General features: G+C 68.6%; 23 protein-coding genes. 14 read left to right on the forward strand and 9 right to left on the reverse strand.

What is annotated here, in order from left to right; all coding sequences use genetic code 11:
- Nucleotides 1-75 precede the first annotated feature (75 nt).
- Complete coding sequence (locus tag BG28_RS00300) at nt 76-507, reverse strand: hypothetical protein (protein WP_161634774.1); 432 nt, start codon at nt 505-507, stop codon at nt 76-78.
- Nucleotides 508-553: 46 nt separating this feature from the next.
- The gene (locus BG28_RS15215) at nt 554-808 is read right to left on the reverse strand and encodes a hypothetical protein (protein WP_152539162.1); all 255 of its coding nucleotides are present in this window, start codon (nt 806-808) and stop codon (nt 554-556) included.
- Between BG28_RS15215 and BG28_RS00305 the strand changes: the two genes are divergently transcribed.
- From BG28_RS00305 to sucD, 4 genes are all read left to right on the forward strand, one after another.
- Nucleotides 807-2918 carry a UvrD-helicase domain-containing protein gene (locus tag BG28_RS00305; protein WP_152539163.1) on the forward strand — a complete coding sequence of 704 codons (2112 nt, stop codon included), beginning with the start codon at nt 807-809 and terminating at the stop codon, nt 2916-2918. The two genes, BG28_RS15215 and BG28_RS00305, sit on opposite strands and share 2 nt — an antisense overlap.
- A 26-nt stretch (nt 2919-2944) precedes the next feature.
- The gene (locus BG28_RS16580) at nt 2945-3613 is read left to right on the forward strand and encodes a 3'-5' exonuclease (protein WP_152539164.1); all 669 of its coding nucleotides are present in this window, start codon (nt 2945-2947) and stop codon (nt 3611-3613) included.
- 73 nt (nt 3614-3686) lie between these two features.
- On the forward strand, nt 3687-4865 hold the full coding sequence (gene sucC / locus BG28_RS00310; protein WP_036473148.1) for an ADP-forming succinate--CoA ligase subunit beta: 1179 nt from the start codon (nt 3687-3689) through the stop codon (nt 4863-4865).
- A 15-nt stretch (nt 4866-4880) separates the two neighbouring features.
- Nucleotides 4881-5795, forward strand: a complete 915-nt coding sequence (gene sucD / locus BG28_RS00315; protein ID WP_036473150.1) for a succinate--CoA ligase subunit alpha — start codon at nt 4881-4883, stop codon at nt 5793-5795.
- A gap of 102 nt (nt 5796-5897) precedes the next feature.
- Here the strand turns inward: sucD and BG28_RS00320 are convergent, their stop codons facing one another.
- The 3 genes from BG28_RS00320 to BG28_RS00330 all read right to left on the reverse strand — a co-directional run bounded on the left by BG28_RS00320 (nt 5898) and on the right by BG28_RS00330 (nt 8570).
- Nucleotides 5898-6350, reverse strand: a complete 453-nt coding sequence (locus BG28_RS00320; protein ID WP_036473154.1) for a pyridoxamine 5'-phosphate oxidase family protein — start codon at nt 6348-6350, stop codon at nt 5898-5900.
- A 127-nt stretch (nt 6351-6477) separates the two neighbouring features.
- Nucleotides 6478-7614 (reverse strand): VIT1/CCC1 family protein, encoded by a 1137-nt coding sequence (locus BG28_RS00325; protein ID WP_036473156.1) that lies wholly within the window; start codon nt 7612-7614, stop codon nt 6478-6480.
- A 59-nt stretch (nt 7615-7673) separates the two neighbouring features.
- Nucleotides 7674-8570: an inositol monophosphatase family protein gene (locus BG28_RS00330; RefSeq protein WP_235180892.1), complete on the reverse strand. Its 897-nt coding sequence runs from the start codon at nt 8568-8570 to the stop codon at nt 7674-7676.
- A gap of 66 nt (nt 8571-8636) precedes the next feature.
- Between BG28_RS00330 and BG28_RS00335 the strand changes: the two genes are divergently transcribed.
- Nucleotides 8637-9782: an App1 family protein gene (locus tag BG28_RS00335; RefSeq protein ID WP_036473157.1), complete on the forward strand. Its 1146-nt coding sequence runs from the start codon at nt 8637-8639 to the stop codon at nt 9780-9782.
- 85 nt (nt 9783-9867) lie between these two features.
- Here BG28_RS00335 and BG28_RS00340 read toward each other — a convergent pair whose 3' ends face one another.
- Entirely contained in the window at nt 9868-11127 is a 1260-nt protein-coding gene (locus BG28_RS00340) for a glycosyltransferase family 1 protein (protein WP_051500753.1), read from the reverse strand.
- Nucleotides 11128-11229: 102 nt separating this feature from the next.
- On the opposite strand from BG28_RS00340, the gene BG28_RS00345 reads away from it, so the two are divergent.
- Together BG28_RS00345 and BG28_RS00350 are read left to right on the forward strand one after the other, a co-directional pair.
- Nucleotides 11230-11982 (forward strand): sulfite exporter TauE/SafE family protein, encoded by a 753-nt coding sequence (locus BG28_RS00345; RefSeq protein ID WP_036473161.1) that lies wholly within the window; start codon nt 11230-11232, stop codon nt 11980-11982.
- Between the two features lie 49 nt (nt 11983-12031).
- A complete protein-coding gene (locus BG28_RS00350) occupies nt 12032-13390 on the forward strand; it encodes a DUF6350 family protein (RefSeq protein WP_084479273.1) in 1359 nt (452 codons plus the stop codon).
- 23 nt (nt 13391-13413) lie between these two features.
- On the opposite strand, the gene BG28_RS00355 is transcribed toward BG28_RS00350, so the two are convergent.
- Nucleotides 13414-13839, reverse strand: coding sequence for a hypothetical protein (locus tag BG28_RS00355; protein WP_036473163.1), 426 nt, complete (start codon nt 13837-13839; stop codon nt 13414-13416).
- Between the two features lie 74 nt (nt 13840-13913).
- Here BG28_RS00355 and purN point away from each other — a divergent pair, with 74 nt between their 5' ends.
- The gene (gene purN, locus BG28_RS00360) at nt 13914-14492 is read left to right on the forward strand and encodes a phosphoribosylglycinamide formyltransferase (protein WP_036473165.1); all 579 of its coding nucleotides are present in this window, start codon (nt 13914-13916) and stop codon (nt 14490-14492) included.
- Here purN and BG28_RS15225 read toward each other — a convergent pair.
- On the reverse strand, nt 14479-15477 hold the full coding sequence (locus BG28_RS15225) for a hypothetical protein (RefSeq protein WP_152539165.1): 999 nt from the start codon (nt 15475-15477) through the stop codon (nt 14479-14481). The two genes, purN and BG28_RS15225, sit on opposite strands and share 14 nt — an antisense overlap.
- 172 nt (nt 15478-15649) lie before the next feature.
- On the opposite strand from BG28_RS15225, the gene BG28_RS00370 reads away from it, so the two are divergent.
- From BG28_RS00370 to ccsB, 5 genes are all read left to right on the forward strand, one after another.
- A complete protein-coding gene (locus BG28_RS00370) occupies nt 15650-16351 on the forward strand; it encodes a histidine phosphatase family protein (protein WP_235180893.1) in 702 nt (233 codons plus the stop codon).
- A 183-nt stretch (nt 16352-16534) separates the two neighbouring features.
- A complete protein-coding gene (locus BG28_RS00375; RefSeq protein WP_084479274.1) occupies nt 16535-17266 on the forward strand; it encodes a TlpA disulfide reductase family protein in 732 nt (243 codons plus the stop codon).
- Nucleotides 17263-18057, forward strand: coding sequence for a cytochrome c biogenesis CcdA family protein (locus tag BG28_RS00380; RefSeq protein WP_235180894.1), 795 nt, complete (start codon nt 17263-17265; stop codon nt 18055-18057). Before BG28_RS00375 ends, BG28_RS00380 begins: the two co-directional genes overlap by 4 nt.
- The gene (locus BG28_RS00385) at nt 18057-19742 is read left to right on the forward strand and encodes a cytochrome c biogenesis protein ResB (protein WP_051500754.1); all 1686 of its coding nucleotides are present in this window, start codon (nt 18057-18059) and stop codon (nt 19740-19742) included. Before BG28_RS00380 ends, BG28_RS00385 begins: the two co-directional genes overlap by 1 nt.
- Complete coding sequence (gene ccsB, locus BG28_RS00390; RefSeq protein WP_036473171.1) at nt 19742-20824, forward strand: c-type cytochrome biogenesis protein CcsB; 1083 nt, start codon at nt 19742-19744, stop codon at nt 20822-20824. The genes BG28_RS00385 and ccsB overlap by 1 nt, the downstream gene beginning before the upstream one ends.
- A 14-nt stretch (nt 20825-20838) precedes the next feature.
- Here the strand turns inward: ccsB and BG28_RS13990 are convergent, their stop codons facing one another.
- The gene (locus BG28_RS13990; RefSeq protein ID WP_051500755.1) at nt 20839-21183 is read right to left on the reverse strand and encodes a DUF4229 domain-containing protein; all 345 of its coding nucleotides are present in this window, start codon (nt 21181-21183) and stop codon (nt 20839-20841) included.
- Nucleotides 21184-21244: 61 nt separating this feature from the next.
- On the opposite strand from BG28_RS13990, the gene BG28_RS14670 reads away from it, so the two are divergent.
- Nucleotides 21245-21817: a PLD nuclease N-terminal domain-containing protein gene (locus tag BG28_RS14670; RefSeq protein ID WP_235180895.1), complete on the forward strand. Its 573-nt coding sequence runs from the start codon at nt 21245-21247 to the stop codon at nt 21815-21817.
- Nucleotides 21818-21899: the final 82 nt, after the last annotated feature.

Genomic DNA, 21899 nt, shown 5'->3' on the forward strand with positions numbered 1-21899 from the left:
CGGCGGATGCCGTGAGTCCAGCGCGGCACCGCACCATCCTACCTGCGGCGCCGGGTCTCTGCGGCTGGCCTGGGCCTAGGGTCGTTCCAAGCCCCGGCGGAACAGGCTCATCACTACGGCACTGATCACCACGGCCCCCAGAATGATCAACAGCGCCCAGCTGGCCATGGTGAATCCCGAGGCGACCGCCACGAGGCCCTCATCCAGCGGCTGCATGGTGAGGATCCGGTCGATCAGGAAGTTCTCGATGATGTCCAGCGCCGCGAAGAGCACCGCGCCGGTGAGCACGAACCAGCGGAAGACTCCGCGGCGCATGACCAGCCCGACCACGGCCCAGCTGCAGAGCAGGAAGGACAGTGGGAACAGGATGCCTGCGGTGCGGTGCAAGAAGCTGAGCTGACCGGTGGCGTCGGAGTCCATGACGTTGCGCAGCCGCTCGATGTCATCCACCGAATAGCCGAACAGGCGGCTGTCCGGCATCGAGAAGCCGCCGGCGAAATAGTTCATCTGTGGCAGCGCCATAGAGGGTGCAGATAGGCGAAGAGGAAGACCGTCAGCCCCCAGGAGCGCGTAGAGCAGCAGGTGGCGGGTTGGAGTCGGTGCCCTCACCGGCGCGCTGACTGGCCGCACTGAGGTACCCGTCCTGGACGTCGTCGCGACGCTTCGGCGTCACGGAGAGGTCTCGACCCTCGCGGCGTGCCTGACGAAATGCCCGAAGCCCGCCCGGAGCTCCAGGGGCTCCTGAGGATTCCTGCTCCGTGACCTCACGTGCAGGGTTGCCCCGCACCTTCTTGCGCCGCTTGGACATGACCCTCCTGGATAGATCCGCTTCACCTCCAGTCTGGCAGAGGTTCGCCCGCCCTCGCGCCGAGTCGGTGTCAGCTCCGACGCTTAGGACTGGGGGCCACCATGGATTTCCTCTTCACCCCGCCGAAAGCCACGTCCGCCGATCGTCCGCGCCGGCCCACCGGCCCCAGCGCTGCAGCCAGCTCCGCCGCCCAGGACGACGGCGGCCCCGCTGTGCTGCAGCAGGACCAGGCGCCTGCCGCGCCGCCCCCGCCGATGCGGTGGCCGAGCTGAACCCGGAGCAGCAGGCGGCCGTGCTGCACTCGGGCTCCCCGCTGCTGATCGTCGCCGGAGCCGGCTCCGGCAAGACCCGGGTGCTGACCCGCCGGGTGGTGCACCTGCTGCGCAGCGGGTCCGCCCGCCCGCACGAGATCCTGGCGATCACCTTCACCAATAAGGCCGCCCGAGAGATGAAGGACCGCATCGCGGAGATGATCGGGCCGCCTGCTGAGCGCATGTGGATCTCCACCTTCCACTCCTCCTGTGTACGGATCCTGCGCGCGGAGGCCGCCCATCTGGGGCGCCGCACCACATTCACGATCTATGACAGCGCCGATTCGCTGCGGCTGATCACCACCATCGCGAAGTCCCACGACCTGGACCCGAAGCGGTTCGCCCCGCGGGCGCTGAAGAACAAGATCTCCGCGCTGAAGAACGAACTCATCGACGCCGACCAGTTCCAGTCCACCGCGGCCCACGAGCCGTTCTCCGAGGCGGTCGCCACCGTCTACCGGGAGTACAGCGAACGGCTTCGCGCGGCCAACGCCTACGATTTCGACGACCTGCTCGCCGAGACCGTCTACATGTTTGACGCCTTCCCGCGGATCCTGGACAGCTACCGCCGGCGATTCCGCCACGTGCTGGTCGATGAGTACCAGGACACCAACCACGCCCAGTATCGACTGGTCCGCCAGCTCACCGGCCCCACCAGTCCTGCCGGCTCCACCGAGACCACCGCGGACGCCATGGCCCAGGTGCCCACGCCCGGGGCGGAGCTGACCGTGGTGGGTGACTCGGACCAGTCCATCTACGCCTTCCGCGGCGCCGATATCCGCAACATCGCGGAGTTCGCGCGTGACTACCCCGACGCCACCACGATCAAGCTGGAGCAGAACTACCGCTCCACGCAGACCATCCTCAACGCCGCGAACGCGGTGATCTCGCAGAACCCGAACCGGACCGAGAAGAAGCTCTGGACCGCGCTCGGCGAGGGCTCTCCGGTCGTGCTTCACGTGGCCCCCTCGGAGAACGATGAGGCCGAGTGGATCGCGCGCACCATCGACTCGCTCGGTGACGAGCACGGGATCAGGCCCTCCGACGTCGCCGTGTTCTACCGGACCAACGCGCAGTCGCGCTCGCTGGAGGAGCGGCTGATCAACCGCGGCATCCCGTATCGGGTCATCGGCGGCACCCGGTTCTACGACCGCAAAGAGATCAAGGACGCGCTGGCCTACCTGCGGGTGGTCAACAACCCCGACGACGACGTCAACCTGCGCCGGATCCTCAACGAGCCCAAACGCGGGATCGGGGAGCGCGCCGAGGGTGCCGTGGCCACGCTGGCCACCCGGGACCGCACCACCTTCCTGGAGGCCCTGCGCCGAGCCGAGGAGGCCCCCGGGATCGCGACCCGCTCGCTGAAGGCGATCGCCTCCTTCGTGCGGATGATCGATGACCTGATCCAGCTCAACCAGGACGGCCGGCCCTCGGTGGTGCTCGAAGCCGTGTTGGAACAGTCCGGCATGCTCGAGGCGCTGCGCCAGTCCAAGGACCTCCAGGACGAGTCCCGGGCGGACAACCTCGGCGAGCTGGTGGCGGTGGTCAAGGAGTATGAGACCGAGGCCGCCGCGGCTGACTCGGCCAGAGACACCGCCGGGGACACCGCCGGGGGAGTCGTCCAGGGTGATGACTTCCTCGAGACCGAGGCCGGGTCCACGGCGCAGGGCGAGGCAGGTCTCGCCGGGGCAGAGCCGCAGGAGGGCCCCGGCGCACTGGCGAACTTCCTGGAGCAGGTCTCCCTGGTCGCCGACGCGACGCGATCCCCTCGGCCGGTGACGAGGAGTCCCAGCGGCTAGCTGTGGAGCAGGGACAGGTCACCCTGATGACCCTGCACACCGCGAAGGGCCTCGAGTTCCCGGTGGTCTTCCTCACCGGCATGGAACACGGGATCTTCCCGCATTCGCGGTCGATGTCAGATCCCGAGGAGCTCGCCGAGGAGCGCCGGCTGGCCTACGTGGGTCTGACCCGCGCCCGGCAGCGGCTCTACCTCTCACGAGCCGAGTCCCGGCACCTGTGGGGCCAGCACCAGTTCAACCCGCCGAGCCAGTTCCTCGGAGAGATCCCCGAGGAGCTCATCGAGGTCAGCACCGGGTCCTCCACCTCCTCGCGCGGCCCCCGATTCGGCTCCCCAGGGTTCGGCGGTTCCATCCAGGGTGGCGCGGGCAGCCTCAGCGGCGGCTGGGGCTCGGGGTCGAATTCCTACGGCGCCGGTGCACCGCGGTCCGGCGCGACCATCTACGGCGCGGCCGACAGCTCGAAGACCTCCTCCTCGCTGCCCGGGGCCACCCGTGGCGCGGCGCCGAGCCAGGTGGATCCGGATCGTGAGATCCCCAGTCTGAGCCCCGGAGACCGGGTCAGCCACAAGCGCTTCGGGGTCGGTGAGGTGCTCGCGGTCGAAGGAACCGGCGCCAAGACCGTGGCCAAGGTGAGCTTCGCCGGGTCCGAGAAGCGACTCCTCCTGCGATATGCTCCACTGGAGAAGGTCAGCTGAGCGCTGCGCGTGAAGCGCGCCGCGCCGTCGGCCTTCACATGTAGAGATGACTTCGACGTAGAAGGACACACACGTGGACCTGTATGAGTACCAGGCGCGCGATCTCTTCGAGGCACACGGTGTTCCCGTGCTGGCCGGAATCGTGGCGCAGACCCCGGAAGAAGCGAAGGCGGCCGCCGAGAAGATCGGTGGCGTCGTCGTCGTCAAGGCTCAGGTAAAGGTCGGAGGCCGCGGCAAAGCCGGCGGCGTCAAACTTGCCAAGAGCGCCGATGAAGCGCAGCAGCATGCTGAAGCCATTCTGGGCATGGACATCAAGGGGCACACCGTGCACCGCGTGATGATCGCCCAGGGTGCAGACATTGCAGATGAGTACTACTTCTCGATCCTGCTGGACCGCGCCAACCGCGACTACCTCGTCATGTGCTCCAAGGAGGGCGGCGTGGAGATCGAGCAGCTCGCCGTCGAGCGCCCCGAGGCGCTGGCCCGGGTGAGCGTCGATCCGAACACCGGCATCGATGCGGCCAAGGCCAAGGAGATCGCTGAGCAGGCCGGATTCCCTGAAGACCAGCACGAGCAGCTGAGCCACGCGTTCATCCAGCTGTGGAACGTCTTCTCCAAGGAGGACGCCACCCTGGTCGAGGTGAACCCGCTGGTGAAGACCGGCGACGGGCAGATCATCGCGCTCGACGGCAAGGTCACCATCGACGAGAACGCCGAGTTCCGTCAGCCGGCACACGCGGAGCTCGTCGACGAGCAGACCGAGGACCCGCTGGAGGCCAAGGCCAAGGCCAACGATCTGAACTACGTCAAGCTTGACGGTCAGGTCGGCATCATCGGCAACGGCGCCGGTCTGGTCATGTCCACCCTGGACGTCGTGGCCTACGCAGGCGAGGCCCACGGCGGCGTGAAGCCCGCGAACTTCCTCGACATCGGCGGCGGCGCCTCGGCCGAGGTCATGGCCAACGGCCTTGACGTCATCCTCGGTGACGAGCAGGTCGAGTCCGTGTTCGTCAACGTCTTCGGCGGCATCACCTCCTGCGACGCTGTGGCCAACGGCATCGTGAAGGCCCTGGAGATCCTCGGGGACTCCGCCACCAAGCCGCTCGTGGTCCGCCTCGACGGCAACAACGTGGAGGAGGGACGCCGCATTCTCGAAGCGGCGAACCACCCGCTGGTCACCACCGCTGACACCATGGACGCCGGCGCCGACAAGGCCGCCGAACTTGCGCACTCCGCGCGGACTGACAAGTAAGGACCTGCTCACACAATGTCTATCTACCTGAACAAGGACTCCAAGGTCATCGTCCAGGGCATCACCGGCGGCGAGGGCACCAAGCACACCGCCCTGATGCTCAAAGCAGGCACCAACATCGTCGGTGGAGTGAATGCTCGCAAGGCCGGCACCGCCGTGTCCCACAAGGACAAGGCCGGCAATGATGTCGAGCTGCCCGTGTTCGCCTCCGTGGCCGAGGCCATGGAGAAGACCGGCGCCGACGTCTCGGTGGCCTTCGTGCCGCCGAAGTTCGCCAAGGACGCCGCCGTGGAGGCCATCGAAGCCGGCATCGGCCTGCTCGTGGTCATCACCGAGGGCATCCCGGTGCAGGACTCCGCGGAGTTCTTCAACCTCTCGCTGACCAAGACCGGTGCCGACGGCAAGCCCGTCACCCGGATCATCGGCCCGAACTGCCCCGGCATCATCACCCCGGGTCAGGCGCTGGCAGGCATCACCCCGTCCAACATCACCGAAGCCGGGCCCATCGGTCTGGTCTCGAAGTCCGGGACGCTGACCTACCAGATGATGTACGAGCTTCGCGACATCGGCTTCTCCACCTCCATCGGCATCGGCGGTGACCCAGTCATCGGCACCACCCACATCGATGCGCTGGAGGCCTTTGAGAACGATCCGGAGACCAAGGCCATCGTGATGATCGGCGAGATCGGCGGCGACGCTGAAGAGCGCGCAGCCGACTACATCAAGGCTCATGTCACCAAACCCGTCGTGGGCTACGTGGCTGGCTTCACCGCACCCGAGGGCAAGACCATGGGCCACGCCGGCGCCATCGTCTCCGGCGGCTCGGGCACGGCTGAAGGCAAGAAGGAGGCACTGGAGGCCGCAGGGGTGAAGGTCGGCAAGACGCCGTCCGAGACCGCTGCGCTGCTTCGCGAGGTCTTCAAGGGCTGAGGCCTGATCCACACCGCAGTGCGGGGCCGTTCCTGATCATCAGGGGCGGCCCCGTCCTCGTCTGTGCGCCCTGCCGGAGCGGGCCAGGTGTCGACCCCGGCCTCAGCCGCCCTCGGAGCCCTCGCCCAGCTCCCGCTCGGGATGCTCGCCGAACTGGAAATGCCGGCCGCTGATCTCCTCGGGACGGATCCGCACGAAGAAGTCCTTGATGGTCGGGACCCAGGGCTTCAGGTTCAGCTCCTCGGCCGCCTCCCGTTCGGCGGAGGTCTCCAGGCGGGTGGCCGTGCCGCGCAGCACCACGGACCAGGCCTGATCGGAGAGGATCCCATCGGCCTCGAAGACCACGCTCTCATTGACCGCCATCTCGGCGAGCTTCGAGCCCGGCGCGGTGCGCAGCACGATCGAGCGGTCCTGGACCGCGCAGTTGACCGGGAAGATATCGGCCCGCCCGCCCACCACGGTCACCAGGCGGCCATGCGCAACGCGTTCCAACAGACTCCAGCACTGGTCCTCGCTCAGTACCAGGACCGGTTCGCCCTCAGGGTGTTCAAACATCGTCGCCGCCTTCCAGCCGGTGATGCACCTCACTGTGCACCACCGAGTCTAGACCGTGTCCACAGCGCGCAGCAGAGTCGGCCGGGACCGGATCAGGCCATGGATCCAGCGCTGAGGAGCCCATTGATCAGACCACGGTGACCCCGAGGAGCGAACCCAGGAGATACGTCACTGCGGCTGCCCCGAGGCCGATGCCCAGCTGGCGCAGCCCGCGCTTGACCGGTGAGGCCCCGGAGAGCAGCCCCACGATGGCGCCGGTGCCCAGCAGCGCGACCCCGACCAGCGCACTGGCGATGATGATCGCGGAGGCCCCTTCGGCTCCCAGGAGATACGGCAGCACCGGAATGGTCGCCCCGACCGCGAAGAAGACGAAGCTGGACCCTGCGGCGTGCCAGGCCGAACCGACGGCGGCGTGGGCATCGGCGGGCTCCCCCGGATCGTGGGAGAGCTCGGGCTTGCAGTCACAGGCGAAGACGTCGAGCCGCTCGAGCGCACGGTGCTCGGCGTCGGCCTCGCTCATGCCGCGGGCCCGATAGACCAGGATCAGCTCGTTGTGGTCGAAATCGAGGTCCGGAGCGGCGCGCAGGGTGACCTGAGTGGGTCGGGTGGCGTCGAGCAGCTCGCGCTGGCTGCGCACCGAGACGTACTCACCGGCGGCCATCGAGAGCGCCCCGGCCAGCAGCCCCGCGATACCGGTGAGCAGGATGACGCCGGTCCCGACGCCGGTCCCGCCCATGCCCACGATCAGGGCCAGGTTCGAGACCAGGCCGTCGTTGGCGCCGAAGACCGCCGCGCGGAACCCCCCGGAGAGCTTCTCCCGGCCGCGGGTGGCCAGGGCCCGGACGACCTCCTCATGAATGGCCTCATCGGCGGCCATCCGGGCGGTCGCGTCGTCGTCGTCGTCATAGGGTGAGCCGCCCTCGGCGCGCTGGGCCAGCGCCAGGATGAACACCGACCCGAAGATCCGCGCCATCCAGCCCAGCAGCACCCGGTGGGCCGAGGGGGCGGGCAGCCGTTCGGCGTCGGGTCCCAAGAGCTCCCGCCAATGCAGCTCATGGCGCTTCTCCGCAGCGGCCAGGCCAAGCAGGATCTGGCGCTCCTCACCGCGCTTGCGCTCCGCGAGAGCGGTATAGAGCCGCCCCTCGGCCTGCTCATCGGCGAGGTATCTACGCCACCGGCGGATCTGCCGCGGGGTCGGGGCGGGGTTCTGCGTGTGTGACGCACTCGGGTCAGCCGAGTGGTCTGCGGGATCGGGGGAGCTCATTGAGCTCAGTCTTCCCGATCTTCGGTCGCCGCGGACCTCGCGACCGCCTGTGACGAAGTTCAGGAATGGCTAAACCGACGACGCCGCGCGCTGGCCTCACCGATCAGTCGACGGGCGAGGGCGGAGTCCACTCCGGGGCCCAGCCCCAGATAGTCCGGTGCCAGATGGTCGGGGGTGCGCCCGGCGGGCTCAGCATCACGGCCGAAGGCCAGATAGGTGCCGCCGGCGCGGCGGAGGATGAGCATCCCGGCTGCGATGTCCCAGGGCTTGGTGTCCACGCCGAGCACCACATCGTTCCATCCGGCGGCCGCATGGCAGAGCTCCAGCGCCCCGGAGACCACCCGGCGCACCGTGGAGAAACCCGTGACCATCTCGCCGAAGGCCTCCAGCGCAGGGGCTCCCTCTCGGGCCAGGACCTCCGCGGAGGGGTAGCTGGTCATCAGGTTCAGCTGGGCGCCGGAACGTGTGGCGCTGCCGCTGGTGGACCCCAGCCGGGTCTCGTGGCGCTGGGCCGAGCTGAGATAGGCGCCGTCGTCGTCGGCGGAGAAGCTGAGCTGGTTGACCGGGTCGTGGACCACCCCGGCGATGACCTCCCCGGCGAACACCGCGGCGATGGAGATCGAGAACATCGCGAAGCCGTGCGCGAAGTTGCTGGTCCCGTCGATGGGGTCGACGATCCATTCCAGCGCGCCGCGCCCGCGGGCACCGGATTCCTCGCCGGTGATCCAAGAGTCCGGGACCGCTGCGGTCAGCGCGGCGGCCAGGGCATCTTCGGTGGCCCCGTCATGGACCGTGACCAGATCATGGGTGCTGGTCTTGGTGGTGACCGCCATCCCCGGCTGCCGGGGGTCGGCGCGGAAGGCCTGCACCAGGGGCGCCCCGGCCGCCTGTGCGGCCTGAAGGGCGATCCCGCGGAGCTGGCGCGGGTCAGGGTGGGAGGCGATGGTGTGCGGCACGGGTTCACCCTACCCACCCGTGGGCTGCGGCAGTGGCCCAGCACACCAGCCGGTATGATCGAGCCGATGACGAACTCAGAGCCCACTGAGGTTATTCAGGACAATGCCGCCGTGCGGTCCCACTATCGCGATCGCACCCGGAACCGGGTGATGAAGGCCGAGGACGGCTGGCACCAGTTCCGTCTCGGCCTGGCACGCAGGCGTGGACTCAACGTCACGATGCTCGCGATGACCGGCTACGGCTGCCGACGCTGGGTCCGCGTGTTCTCCCGGGTGGTGATGGCCCCGGACTCCGATTTCGAGAACGGACTCCGTGTGGCCAAGGTCATCGCCGATGGGGTCCGTGGCTGGCGCAACTTCGTCTCGGCCCCGGTGCCCTTCGCGGAGATCACGGTGGAGATCGCCGGTCGTGAGTTCGAGGTGGTCGCTGACCGCGGCGGGATCGTGGACGCGGTGATCGAAGTGGACCTGGAGCCCGGCTGGCAGCAGGTCACGCTGCACGCCCCGGGCAGCGAGTCCACCACCGCCGAGGTGCACATCATTGATGACTCCACCGTGACCGGGGTGGTCTGCGACATCGATGACACCGTGGTGGTCACCACGCTGCCCCGACCGCTGCTCGCGGCGTGGAACTCCTTCGTGCTCGATGAGCACGCCCGCACCCCGACCCCCGGCATGGCGGTGATGATGGAGCGGCTGATGGGCAGCTTCCCCGGCTCCCCGGTCATCTACATCTCCACCGGCGCCTGGAACGTGGCGCAGACGCTGACCCGGTTCCTGACCCGGAATCTCTACCCGCGGGGGCCGCTGCTGCTCACCGACTGGGGCCCGACGGCGGACCGCTGGTTCCGCTCCGGGCAGCAGCATAAGGCGGAGCAGCTGGAACGGCTGGCCCAGGACTTCCCCGAGATGTCCTGGGTGCTGATCGGTGACGACGGTCAGCACGATCCCAGCATCTACGCCGACTTCGTCCGCCGCCACCCGGAACATGTCACTGCGGTGATCATCCGTGAACTGACCTACTCCGAGGCGATGCTGGCCGGTGGCCGCGCCGAGGACCCGGTGGGCAACGATCTGCTCAACTACGGCGACCCGACCGAACCGGCCGACGCGGTCCAGCTCGCCGGTGATCGGCGGATCCCCTGGATCTATGGTCCCGACGGCAAGGACATCGCGGCGAAGCTCTCCCAGCACGGTCTGCTCCGCAGCTGAGGCGGTTCCACAGTTGAGACGGTTCCACAGGTGAGCCTGCTCGGCCGCCTCGCAGATTCAACTGCAGAGCCTCAGCTGCAGGGCCTCAGCTGGTCGAGCTGGCTTCGGCAGCGGCCCCGGCCGAGGACGCGAAGCGTCGCGGCCGGGGGTGCATCGTGCGGACCCGCCGGTTGACCTCCACGGCGCGGGCATAATGCCCGATCAGCTCGTTGGACAGCGCCTCCCAGGTGCGGTCCTGCACGCTCTCGTGTGCGCGCCGCCCGAAGTCCCGGCGAGCCGCATCGTCGCCGATCAGGTGTTCCACCGCCGAGCGCAGACCGGTCAGGTCACCAGGCCGGTAGAGCCAGCCGGTGCGTCCGACGTCGACCAGGTCCAGCGGACCGCCCCGACCTACCGCGACCACCGGCACCCCGGCGGCCATGGCCTCCTGGATGGTCTGGCAGAAGGTCTCGGCCTCCCCGGGGTGGACGAAGACATCCAGGCTCGCCACATGGGCGCCCAGCTCCTCGCCGGACTGGAAGCCGGCGAAATGCGCGCGAGGCAGCGCCCGGCGCAGCGCGTCCTCCTGCGGCCCCGAGCCGATGATCACCAGGCGGGTGCCCGGCAGCGCATCGAGCACCGCCAGATCCTGCACCTGCTTCTCCGAGGCCAGCCGCCCGACGAATCCGATCAGCTTCTCGTCGGGGGCTGAACCGCTCCCGCCGGGCGCGGCCGCCCAGCCGCTGATCTGGGCCCGCAGCGCCTGACTGCGCCGTTCCGGGGAGAATCGTCGGGTGTCCACGCCCCGGCGCCAGGTCTTCAGCCGCTTGATGCCGCGCCGGGTGAGCTGCTCGCGGCAGAAGGAGGACGGCACCAGGGTCAGCGTGGACGCCGAATGCATCCGATCCACGTGCTGCCAGAGCAGCTCCGCCGCCCAGGGAAGCCCATAGCGCGCCGCGTAGGTCGGGACCTCGGTCTGATAGATCGACACGGTGGGCACCCCCAGCGCGCCCGCCGCCTGGATCGCTCGCCAGCCCAGCACGAAGGGCGAGGCCACATGGACCACATCGGGACGGATCTGTTCGAGCAGATGGCGGATCCGGGTCACGAAGCCCGCCGCGACCCGAACCTTCGGGTAGTCCGGCAGCGGCAGCGAGGGCACCCGGATCACCGGGAAGCCTTCACAGAGCTCCCTGACCGGGCTGCCGGGCTCGGTGCGAGCCACTGCGTCGAACATGGTGTCGGAGGGGGCGATGACGGTGACGTCATCGCCGCGGCGACGTAGGTGGGCGAGTACATGAAGCACGGAGTTCGTCACGCCGTTCATGTGGGGCAGGAATGATTCAGTCACCACGACAACTCTCACGCCCTCAGGCTAGGCAGGCCGGGCCAGCGTGGGTCGTCGTCCTCGTGACCGCACCGTGAACGCTGCTCAAACGTTTTCCTGCCCAGCGGATAAGGTGACCAGGTGGAAGTCCTGATACCGCTCGCCGTCGTCGGCCTGGTCCTGCTCGCCGCCGTCATCCAGCGTCTGGTGGGGCTCGGCTTCGGGATGGTCATGGCCCCCTTCCTCGTCGTGCTCATCGGAGCCCACGAGGGCGTGATGCTGGTGAACTTCCTGAGCATCTTCGCGCCGATGCTGGTGCTGCCGCGGATCTGGAGCGACATCGAATGGCGCAAGGTGCTCTGGCTGGGCCTGCCCGCGCTCGCGGTGATGCCCGCCGCCGCCTGGATCTCGGTGAACTCCTCGGCCGGTCCGCTCTACGTGGTGGTCGCGGCCCTGGTGATCATCGGTCTGATCACCTCGATGCTGCTGAGCCGGATCACCTTCGAGGCCGACGGCGCCGCCACCAGGGTGATCGCGGGGATCGGATCCGGAGCCGGCACCGTCATCGCCGGGGTCGGCGGCCCCGCGGTGACGATCTACGCGGTCCTCTCGCGCTGGCCGATCATGTCGATGATCGCCACGCTGCAGCCGATCTGGATCATGCTCTCGCTGGGCTCCTTCGGGATCAAGTGGTCCTTCGACGACGGCGCGCTGCCCGGTCTGCCCTGGTGGGCCTGGGCCGGATCGGTGGTGGCGATCGTGCTGGGGATCGTGATCGGGGAGTGGCTGCAGCGCCGCATCGACGAGGCGCTGGTCCGTCGGCTTGTGCTGATCCTGGCGTTCATCGGCTCGATCATGGCACTGATCACAGGTCTGCGACTGATGATCGGCTGAGGCCTGTTGCTCCAGCCGAAGACCAGGACCTGCTGGCACGATAGGACCGATGGCCACCACCGACACCGAATCCAGCACCGCCGCGAATCCCGCTGCGAAGTCCCCGTTGCGCGCCCGGCGCCGATTCAGCCTGCCCACCCCTCCGCTGTGGCTCATCGGGCTGGTCGAAGCTGCGCAGATCCTACTGATCACGGTCCTGCTGGTGGGCCTGCCGGTGCTGGTGATGAGCCTCGCGGGCGGATTCTCCGGTTTCAACCTGGACTTCGTGGTCTCCCTGGCGGCGCAGCTCTGGCTGGTGCTGCACGGGACACCGGTCGAGCTGGTGGTCACCCTCGACCCCGGCGCCCTGGGCGGGGCCCTCGACGTCCCGGGCGGAGGCTGGTTCCACCTGGTGCCGCTGGGCTTGACCCTGATCCCGCTCTGGCTGGGATGGCGGGCCGGCGGACGGATCGCCCGCGGCTCCTACTCCGATCAGCTCTGGCAGGGTCTGCTTCCGCTGGTCCTGGGCTATGCGGCCGGGGCGGCCGGCATCGCCTGGGTGGCGCAGGCGGAGGCCTTCCAGGTGATGCCCTGGCTGGCAGCGCTCTGCGCGGCAGTGCTGATGAGTCTGGCGGCGCTCGCCGGATGCTACGCCGAGGCGCGCAGCGCCGCACGGATGATCGGCACAGACCTCGAGGCCCGGATCGACGAGCTCTCGCAGCGGCTGCGCTGGGCCGGCTCCTACGCCTGGGCTGTGACCCGGGCTGGACTGGTCGGCTTCGTCGCCGCCTGCGGGCTGGCGGCGCTGCTGCTGGCCGGGCAGCTGGGCGTGCAGTGGATGCAGATCGCCAATGTCTATGAACAGCTGAACCCGGGGATCGTCGGGGTGCTGGGGCTGACCATTCTGCACCTGGGCCTGGCGCCGAACCTGATCCTGTGGGCCCTGGCCTACTCCACCGGGTCCGGCTTCGCGCTCGGCTCTGGCTCGGTGGTCTCCCCGCTGGGCACCGATCTGGGCGCGGTGCCAGCAGTGCCGGTGCTGGCCGCGCTGCCGGTGGAGGCCCACGCCTACGGGATCTTCGTGCTGGGTCTGCCGGTGCTCGCGGGTGTGGTCGCCGGCTGGTGGCTGCTGCGCGAGGGGGAGAACCACCTGGACGACTGGTTCACGCTGCGGATCTCCTGGCGCCCGCTGGCCGGGGTCCTCTCCACCCTCGCGCTCGGGATCCTCACTGGGCTGGTCACCGCGCTGCTCGCCGTGGGGCCGCTGTGGCTCTCACACATCTCCCTGGGAGTGGGACGAATGACCGATATCGGCCCCAATGCGCTGCTCAGCGCCGGGATGCTCGGAGTCTGGGTCGCGCTCGGGGTGATCCTGGGCTACAGCGTCTCGCTGCTGGGGCAGCGGCTCCGCCGCCGCTTCACCGGCTGAGCGGGACTCGCGTCGAGCGGATCTCAGCGTCCGAAGCCCGGGATCGAGCTCATCATTCCATCCTCGTACTCGAGCAGGCAGCGCTCCATCGAGCGTTCGGTCAGTGCGCTGGCCTGGCAGTCGTCGAACTCCGCCGTGGCCTGCCAGAAGATGGCCTGCGAGCCGGCGGTGAAGGTGAAGACTCCACAGCACAGCAGCGCCGCGATCGCACTGATGTGCATCATCAGCGGCAGCCGCTTGCGGAAGCATTGGACGAGCAGGATGATCCCGCCGGCGAAGCCGACCAGGCCGGCGACCACGGCGAGCAGTCTCCACGGCAGCGGCAGCTGCAGACCCAGATAACTCAGCAGCAGCGCCAGCACGAGCCATCCGGTGAACCGGCCGTAGAAGCGGAACGTCGACTCATCAAGGTCAGTGGCGCGGCTCCGGCCTGGTGATGGGGTGCTCATGGTCCACCACCCTATCCGGGTCCCCGCCCGGGGCGGGACTGCTGAGCCGCAGAACCCGCAGTAGGCTGGCGGTCATGCGAATAGTGGTCCTGGTCTCCGGTTCGGGGACGAATCTCCAAGCTGTCATCGATGCGGTGCAGGGCGGTGAGCTGGACCTCGAGATCGCCGCCGTGGGCTCCGACGTCCCAGACTGCGGCGGGCTGGTCCGCGCCCAGGCCGCGCAGATCCCGACCTTCGCGGTGCCGCTGGTCAAGGGCGGAGACCGCTCCGCGTGGAACATCGACCTGGCCGAAGCCGTCCGGTCCCACACTCCAGATCTGGTGGTCTCCAGCGGTTTCATGCGGATCCTGGGTGGGGAGTTCCTCGACGGCGTGGGGGCCGCGATCATCAACACCCATCCGGCGCTGCTGCCCAGCTTCCCCGGCGCACACGCGGTGCGCGATGCCCTGGCCCACGGGGTCAGGATCACCGGCTGCACCGTGCATCAGGTCGACGCCGGCGTCGACACCGGGCCGATCCTGGCGCAGGAGGCCGTGCGGGTCCGGGAGGACGATGACCAGGACTCGCTGCATGAACGGATCAAGGCCGAGGAGCGACGGCTGCTGGTGGACACGCTGCGAGCGATCGCCTCCGGCAGGATCACCGTGGGGTAGATCCGCCATAGGGGTTGTCCTGCGGGCTCTGCGGGGGCGGGCCCTGCTGAGGCGGAGCCTGCTGGTAGGGGTTGGCCTGATAGGGGCCCGACTGCTGCTGCGCCCAGCCCTGAGTACTCGGTGGCCCAGGCTGACCGGGCCCTCCATAGGGGCTTCCCGGTCGGGAGTGGTCCTTGAAGGCCTTGCGATCGCGCACATAGGTGTTGCTGGGGGGCAGCCAGAGTGCTACCAGCGCGGCGAGGCTCAGTCCGGTCACGATCAGGAACCCGCCGCCGAAGAGGATCAGGAACACGCTGCCGGCCAGGAAGATCGTCGCGAGGATCCGTCCGACGTTGCCGGTCATGGTGCCCACGAAGGCGAAGACCGTGTAGAGCGCAGCCAGGATGATCCCGCCCAGGATCGCCATGACCCCGAACCCGAGCATCAGGTCCTCGACGCTGAGCTCTTCGGCGCCGGGCCCCTGCTGGGTCTGAGACTCTTCCACCACCTGGGACCAGAAGGGATCCACGTCCTGGGGATCCATGGAGGTGAAGTCGAGGAAGCTCAGAACGCTCAGGGTGAGTGCCGCGGCGCCGGCCAAAAGCATCAGCACCATGGCCAGGATCAGCGTCAGCGGTCGCTTCGGCTTCCTGGTGGGAGCGGCTGCCGGGCCGAGGTCGCTCTGGCGCCCGGGGCCGGGTTGGCCGTAGCCGGGCTGAGGCTGGCTCTGCGGCTGTCCATAGCCGTACGGTCCCGCGCCAGGCTGGCCGGAGCCCGATTGGCCGTAGCTCGGGGGCTGGCCATACCCGGCAGACTCGCCATACCCGGCAGACCGGCCGTAGCCCGAGGACGGAACCTGGCCCTGATGTGGCGCCTGGCCTGGGGGAGATCCCAGGTCGGGAGAAGACCCCGGGTCTGGCTGCGGGTTCGGGACCGAGCCCTCGGGTCGGCGCTGACCCCAACGGGGCTGCTCCGGCGGGCGACTCTCTTCGGGTGTGCTGCTCATGCTGTGCCTCCTCTGCGTCCGGTCCTGGGCAGCGCGCTCACGGCGCCCGCAGGACGCGCGACGCTGCCACGGTCCGATCTCAGCACTACTGTATCGGCGGCCGGGTTCGCGCCCCACCCTGGGAGCTCTCAGAAGTGCGGCCTCCGCGCAGATCTCTGCAAGACTGTGCCCCATGACACCTCGGGATATGACGGATTCGTCCACAGCACCTCGTATCGGCTCCACGGTGCACCTGGTCCGACACGGTGAGGTTCACAATCCAGACAAGGTGCTCTATGGACGGCTGCCCGGATTCGGACTCTCTGAGCTGGGGCGGCAGATGGCGGACGGGATCGCCGACTACTTCCAGGAGCGTGCCGAGGCGGGCCGGGAGGTCCATATGCTGGCCGCCTCACCGCTGCAGCGGGCCCAGGAGACGGTGGCACCGATCTCCGCACGACTGGGACTGAGCGTCACAGTGGAAGATCGGGTGCTGGAGGCCGAGAATGCCTTCGAGGGCCTGGCCCAGGTCAAGCAGCAGCTGAAGAACCCGCGCTGGTGGCCGCTGCTGGTCAATCCGCTGCGTCCCTCCTGGGGTGAGCCGTATAAGGCCCAGGTCGCCCGGGTGCTCGCCGCCGTGAAGGACCTCTCCGAGGAGGCCGTCGCCACCCACGGTGAGGGCGCCGAGGTCGTCGTCGTGTCCCACCAGCTGCCGATCTGGGTGACCCGGCTCTGGGCCGAAGGCCGCCCGCTCTTCCACGACCCGCGTGACCGGGAATGCTCGCTGACCTCGGTGACCTCCCTGCACATCGGAGCCGACGGTGTGGAATCGGTGAGCTATGCCGAGCCCAACCATGAGCTCCTCAAAGACGCCGCCAACCTCCCCGGCGCATGACGCCCGCCGACCTCAGCGACTGAGCTCAGCGCCGGACCTCGGCGTCGTCCCGGAGTCCGACGTGGCGTCGGATCGGTCCATCGATCCCGTTGTGTGACTTCTGGCCCGGGGGTACTTCTACGGACTGTAGAATTGGTGCTCGGCTGACCCTGACTCCCTCTTCAGATCTGGACACCGCAGCGCATGACCCTCCACGACAAGCCAATCTCCCGTACATCCCTCCGACGCGCGCTCGCCGCGGTGGGACTGGCCTCTGCCCTGGCGCTGGCCGGATGCAGCTCCGCCAATGACGAGCTGAGTCAGCGAGCGCAGAATGACGGGACCAACTACGTCGCCGGTGACGGATCGGTCCAGGAGCTGGCCCCGCAAGACCGCGGCGAGCCGGTGCAGTTCGAATCCACGCTCTTCGACGGCACAGCCGTGGGTCCAGAGCGCTGGGAGGGGGAGGTCACCGTGATCAACTTCTGGTATGCCGCCTGCGCCCCCTGCCGCGTGGAAGCGCCCGATCTGGCCGACCTGCACGAGGAGTTCAGGGAGGAAGGTGTGCAGTTCTACGGGGTCAACACTCGAGACACGCAGCCCACGGCTGAGGCCTTCGAGCGCACCTTCGGCATCGAGTACCCCTCTATGGAGGACCGCACCGGCGAGGTCATGCTCGCCATGACCGACTACGTCCCGCCCTCCGCCGTGCCCACCACACTGGTCCTGGATAAGCAGGGTCGTGTCTCCGCACGGATCCTGGGGATCGCCGAGCCCGGCACGCTGCGCGCCCTGATCGACACCGCCCTGGACGAGGAGTCCGACTCCGCCTCCAACGCCGAGGACTCCAACGCCTCGGCCTCCGGCGACGCTGCCCGGGCCTCCGCAGCGGCCGCCAGCCTCGACGCTCCCACCATGGAGCCAGCGCGACGGTGACGGACACACTGGCCCTCGCGGCGCCGCTGGCCGGCACCGCCGACAACCGCTTCGCCGAGATCGTCTTCGACGGCTCGCTGCTGATCTCTGCCCCGGTGGCGCTGCTCGCCGGGCTGGTCTCCTTCCTCTCACCCTGCGTGCTGCCGCTGGTGCCCGGCTACCTGGGCTATGTCACCGGACTCTCCGGAGTGGAGCTGCATGAGCGGCGTCGCTCCCGGATGGTGCTCGGCGCCTCGCTCTTCGTGCTGGGCTTCTCCGTGGTCTTCGTGCTCATCGGCGTGGTCTTCACCCAGGCCATGGTCTGGCTCCGGGTGGAGGGAGGCTGGCTGACCCAGGTGCTGGGCGGCGTCGTCGTCATCATGGGGCTGGTCTTCATGGGGGCCTTCACCTTCTTCCAGCGCGAGCGCAAGATCGAACGTCGCCCGCCCGACGGCCTGCTCGGAGCGCCGCTGCTCGGTGCCACCTTCGGCATCGGCTGGGCGCCGTGCATCGGCCCGACCCTGGCCGCCGTGCTCGCCCTGGCCACCCCGATGGGCGGAGACCCCGGCCGCGGCGTCTTCTTGATGTTCATCTACTGTCTGGGACTGGGCATCCCGTTCATCCTGATCAGCCTGGGGCTCAAGCGCGGGATGACCACTCTGGCGTTCTTCACCAGGCATAAGGTCGCCGTGATGCGCTTCGGCGGCGCCGTGCTGATCCTGGTCGGGCTGCTGATGCTCTCCGGGATCTGGAACACCTGGGTCTTTGCTCTGCAGGACTGGTTCGCCAATGAAGTGAGGCTGCCCATCTGATGGCCGAAAAACGTGAGAACACCTACATGCCGGCTGGGCACCGTGACGCGCCCGAGGCCGCCGAGAACGACCCGCGCAGCCCTGGCGGCGACAAGGCTCAGGTGAGCCCCCCGGCGCTGGGGGTCAAGGGCATGATCCGTTGGGCATGGACCCAGCTGACCTCGATGCGCACCGCCCTGATGCTGCTTCTGCTGCTCGCCGTGGCCGCCGTGCCCGGCTCGATCTTCCCGCAGCGGGTACAGGACTCCTTCGCGGTGGCCACCTGGATCGAGGACAACCCCGGGGTCGGTGAGGTGCTGGACTTCCTGCAGTTCTTCGACGTCTACTCCTCCATCTGGTTCTCCGCGATCTACCTGCTGCTGTTCATCTCGCTCATCGGCTGCATCCTGCCGCGCGCGAAGAAGCACTGGCAACAGGCCACCTCCGCCCCGCCGCGGACTCCACGCCGGCTCGAGCGGCTCCCCGAATCCGGAGCGCTGGAGCTGCAGTCTGAAGCCGCCGGGGACGCCCAGGACGGTCCTGCCGCGGAGGCGGCCCTGCAGGACGCCGCGGCGATCCTCAAATCCCGCCGCTACCGGGTCGAGGTCCGCGAGACCTCGGTGGGCGCCGAGAAGGGCTACCTCAAGGAGACCGGCAACCTGCTCTTCCACGTGGCGCTGGTCGGCGTGCTGATCTGCGTGGCACTGGGCTCGATGTTCAGCTACCGGGGGCAGAAGGTCCTGGTGGAGGACGAGAGCTTCGTCAACGCCCTGGTCGCCTATGACAACTTCTACCCCGGGGCATACTTCAGCGAAGACCAGATGCAGCCCTTCTCGGTTCGGCTCGACGCCTTCGAGCGGGTCTTCGATCGGGAGTCGACCACGCACTTCGGTCAGGCGCTGGACTTCACCGCCGACGTCACCACCCGGCTCGGCGCCGACGGTGAGCCGCAGACCGAGGAGCTCAAGGTCAACCAGCCGCTGACCATGGACGGTGCCCGGGTCTTCCTGGTCGGCAACGGCTACGCCCCGGAGGTCACGGTGCGCGACGGCGACGGCGAGGTGGCCTTCTCCGGACCCGTGGTCACCCGTCCGGAGGACGAGGTCTACACCTCCATGGCCGTGATCAAGGCCCCCGACGCCGCACCCGAGCAGCTCGGCTTCGTCGGGCTGTTCCTGCCCACCTCCCAGGACGCCGGGGACGGGCTGGCCGTCTCGGTGGACCCCGAGCTGGGCAACCCCGAGCTGCAGCTGAACTCCTACTACGGCGACCTCGGTCTCGATGACGGGCTCGCCCAGAACGTCTACGTGCTGGACACCGAGTCCCTCGAGACGTTGAACTCCCGAGAGCTCGACGCCGGCGGCATCGTGCTCTCCCCAGGCGAGACCTACGATCTCCCCGAAGACATGGGCTCGATCAGCTTCGACGGGGTCCAGGACTACATCGCCATCGACATCCACTACAACCCAGCGCAGCAGGGAGTGCTGATCTTCGCGCTGACCGCCCTGGGCGGTCTGGTGCTCTCGCTGTTCCTGCGCCGTCGTCGCGCCTGGGTGACCGTGGAGACCACGCCGGCCGGACGCACCCTGGTGCGCTACGGCCTGCTCTCCCGCGGTGAGGACTTCCGGCTGCGAGATGAGAACATTGCCCTACGTGCCCAGTTCGAGAAGAAGTGGCCGGTGCGCGCCCCAGAGAAGGAATCCTGATGCAATCCATCAATATGGAACTGGCTCAGTACAGCGAGCTGTTCATGCTGATCGCCGCGTTCATCTACACCGGCGCGTTCATGCTCTTCGCCGTCGACATGATCCGCAGCTCCGCGACCATCCGCCGGGTGGAGGCCGAGCTCGCCGCGGAGAACGCCGCCGAGCGTGAGCTGGTGGGGGCAGGGTCTGCCTCCGGCGCGGTCGCCGCCGAGGGCGCCGACGCGGCAGCCGGGCCCGGCCCGGACCAGCCGATGGCAGCCCCCGCCGATGAGCTGGTCGACGAGGAGATGGCCTACCTGGGCACCTCCCGTCCGTTCGCCAATGTCGCGGTCGCCCTGACCGTGTTGGGCGTCGCCGCCCACGCCTTCGCCGTGGCCGCCCGCGGCATCGCCGCGAACCGGGTTCCCTGGGCGAACATGTACGAGTTCCTGGCCACCGGCGGCCTGGTGGTCGCCGCGGTGTACCTGCTGGTGCTCACCCGCAAGGACGTCCGCTTCCTGGGGACCTTCGCGCTGGGTCTGGTGGTCACCATGATGGCCGCGGCCACGATCGGGTTCCCCACCCCGGTGGCCCACGTCCAGCCCGCACTGCAGAGCCCCTGGATCGCGATCCATGTCTCGCTCGCGGTGCTGGCGATCTCGTTGTTCACCCTGACCTTCGCGATGAACGTGCTGCAGCTCATCCAGCACCGCCGCGAACTGGCCCAGGCCGCCGGGGAGACCACCCGGGGCAGCGGCTGGCAGTTCCTGCGGCTGGTGCCCTCCGCGACCTCGCTGGAGAACTGGGCCTACCGGATGAACGCCGTGGGCTTCGTGTTCTGGACCCTGGGCCCGCTGATCACCGGCGCGATCTGGGCCGAAGAGGCCTGGGGCCGGTACTGGGGCTGGGACGTCAAAGAGGTCTGGACCTTCGTGATCTGGGTGGTCTACGCCGGCTACCTCCACGCTCGCGCCACCCGCGGCTGGACCGGCAACCGCGCCGCCTGGCTCTCGATCATCGGCTACGGCTGCATCATCTTCAACTACGCCGTGGTCAACATCTACTTCCCCGGGCTGCACTCCTACGCCGGTCTGCCGGAGTAGCCCGCCCGGTCTGACTACCGGGGAGACTCGGTGGCCGGGCCGGGGTCCTCGGCGCTGCGCTGCTGCGCGCGGAGCTGCTCCTGGGTGAGGTGGAAGTCCTCCGCCAGGGCGTCTTCCGCCTGGTTGTCGTCGAGCTCCGTGCTGCCCAGTTTCCGGTCTCCGCCGAAGCGCCGCGCCAGCTCCTGGCCTGCCTCAAGACGAAGCCGGTTGAAGAACAGATAGCCCAGCGCCCAGGACACGACCAGCCCGATGACCAGGGCGAAGAAGATCGTATATTGGCCCAGATCCAGCAGCAGGCAGGCGGCGAAGACGATGAAGAAGGCACCGAGGCGGAGCAGGGAATATTTCAGCACAGACATGACCCCAGTCTAGGTCTGCTCGCTGGTGAATCCGAGCTCACGGATCAACTACGCTGGAGAGATGATCAGGTTAATTATCGGCTTGGGAATCGTGGGGCTGGGGCTGTTGATCTACAGCCTGGTCGAATGCCTGCAGACCCCACGGCATCGGATCCGGGTCATGCCGAAGGTGGCATGGATCGCGGTGATCGTGCTGCTGCCGATCATCGGCGCCAGCCTCTGGCTGGGCTTCGGACGTGTGCGCTCCCCGAAGCGGGGCGGGCAGGCCCCGCGCCGGCCCCGTTCACCCGATGACGACCCCGATTTCCTGCGCCAGGTGGAGATCCAGCGGCGCCAGCGTCAGCGCGCGGAGGAACAGCGCCAGCGCGAGGCGGAGGCCCGCCGCAAGGAGCGAGAGCTCAACGACCGCAGCAAGGATGAGCGGGAGAAGGAGCTCGGCGACGCAGCCGATGCGGCCGCGGCCGGCGAGGGCTCCTCCGGGACCACGCCGAAGCCCGGCTCCCAGGACGGCGACGCGAGCAACGGTCGCCCCAGCAATGGTCGCCCCACGACTGGGGAGACTGGTGAGAGCCGGAAGAAGTCCTCAGATGACGACGGCGACGACGCCGGCCCTCGGCCGGCATCGCGGAGCTGAAGCCCAGAGTCGAGCTGCTGCGTTGAGCTGCTGCGCCGAGGTTCAGGGCTGAGGTTCAGAGCCGAGCTTCAGAGCCGCAGTT

Origin of the sequence: Nesterenkonia sp. AN1 (genome assembly GCF_000582475.1) — a bacterium.
GTDB lineage: Bacteria > Actinomycetota > Actinomycetes > Actinomycetales > Micrococcaceae > Nesterenkonia > Nesterenkonia aurantiaca.

Coding starts and splice junctions, on each gene's coding strand:
- BG28_RS00300 (WP_161634774.1), bottom strand. CDS start 507: ATGAACTATTTCGCCGGCGGCTTCTCGATGCCGGACAGCCGCCTGTTC.
- BG28_RS00305 (WP_152539163.1), top strand. CDS start 807: ATGACCCTCCTGGATAGATCCGCTTCACCTCCAGTCTGGCAGAGGTTC.
- BG28_RS15215 (WP_152539162.1), bottom strand. CDS start 808: ATGTCCAAGCGGCGCAAGAAGGTGCGGGGCAACCCTGCACGTGAGGTC.
- BG28_RS16580 (WP_152539164.1), top strand. CDS start 2,945: ATGACCCTGCACACCGCGAAGGGCCTCGAGTTCCCGGTGGTCTTCCTC.
- sucD (WP_036473150.1), top strand. CDS start 4,881: ATGTCTATCTACCTGAACAAGGACTCCAAGGTCATCGTCCAGGGCATC.
- BG28_RS00320 (WP_036473154.1), bottom strand. CDS start 6,350: ATGTTTGAACACCCTGAGGGCGAACCGGTCCTGGTACTGAGCGAGGAC.
- BG28_RS00325 (WP_036473156.1), bottom strand. CDS start 7,614: ATGAGCTCCCCCGATCCCGCAGACCACTCGGCTGACCCGAGTGCGTCA.
- BG28_RS00335 (WP_036473157.1), top strand. CDS start 8,637: ATGACGAACTCAGAGCCCACTGAGGTTATTCAGGACAATGCCGCCGTG.
- BG28_RS00350 (WP_084479273.1), top strand. CDS start 12,032: ATGGCCACCACCGACACCGAATCCAGCACCGCCGCGAATCCCGCTGCG.
- BG28_RS00355 (WP_036473163.1), bottom strand. CDS start 13,839: ATGAGCACCCCATCACCAGGCCGGAGCCGCGCCACTGACCTTGATGAG.
- purN (WP_036473165.1), top strand. CDS start 13,914: ATGCGAATAGTGGTCCTGGTCTCCGGTTCGGGGACGAATCTCCAAGCT.
- BG28_RS15225 (WP_152539165.1), bottom strand. CDS start 15,477: ATGAGCAGCACACCCGAAGAGAGTCGCCCGCCGGAGCAGCCCCGTTGG.
- BG28_RS00370 (WP_235180893.1), top strand. CDS start 15,650: ATGACACCTCGGGATATGACGGATTCGTCCACAGCACCTCGTATCGGC.
- BG28_RS00375 (WP_084479274.1), top strand. CDS start 16,535: ATGACCCTCCACGACAAGCCAATCTCCCGTACATCCCTCCGACGCGCG.
- BG28_RS00385 (WP_051500754.1), top strand. CDS start 18,057: ATGGCCGAAAAACGTGAGAACACCTACATGCCGGCTGGGCACCGTGAC.
- ccsB (WP_036473171.1), top strand. CDS start 19,742: ATGCAATCCATCAATATGGAACTGGCTCAGTACAGCGAGCTGTTCATG.
- BG28_RS13990 (WP_051500755.1), bottom strand. CDS start 21,183: ATGTCTGTGCTGAAATATTCCCTGCTCCGCCTCGGTGCCTTCTTCATC.
- BG28_RS14670 (WP_235180895.1), top strand. CDS start 21,245: ATGATCAGGTTAATTATCGGCTTGGGAATCGTGGGGCTGGGGCTGTTG.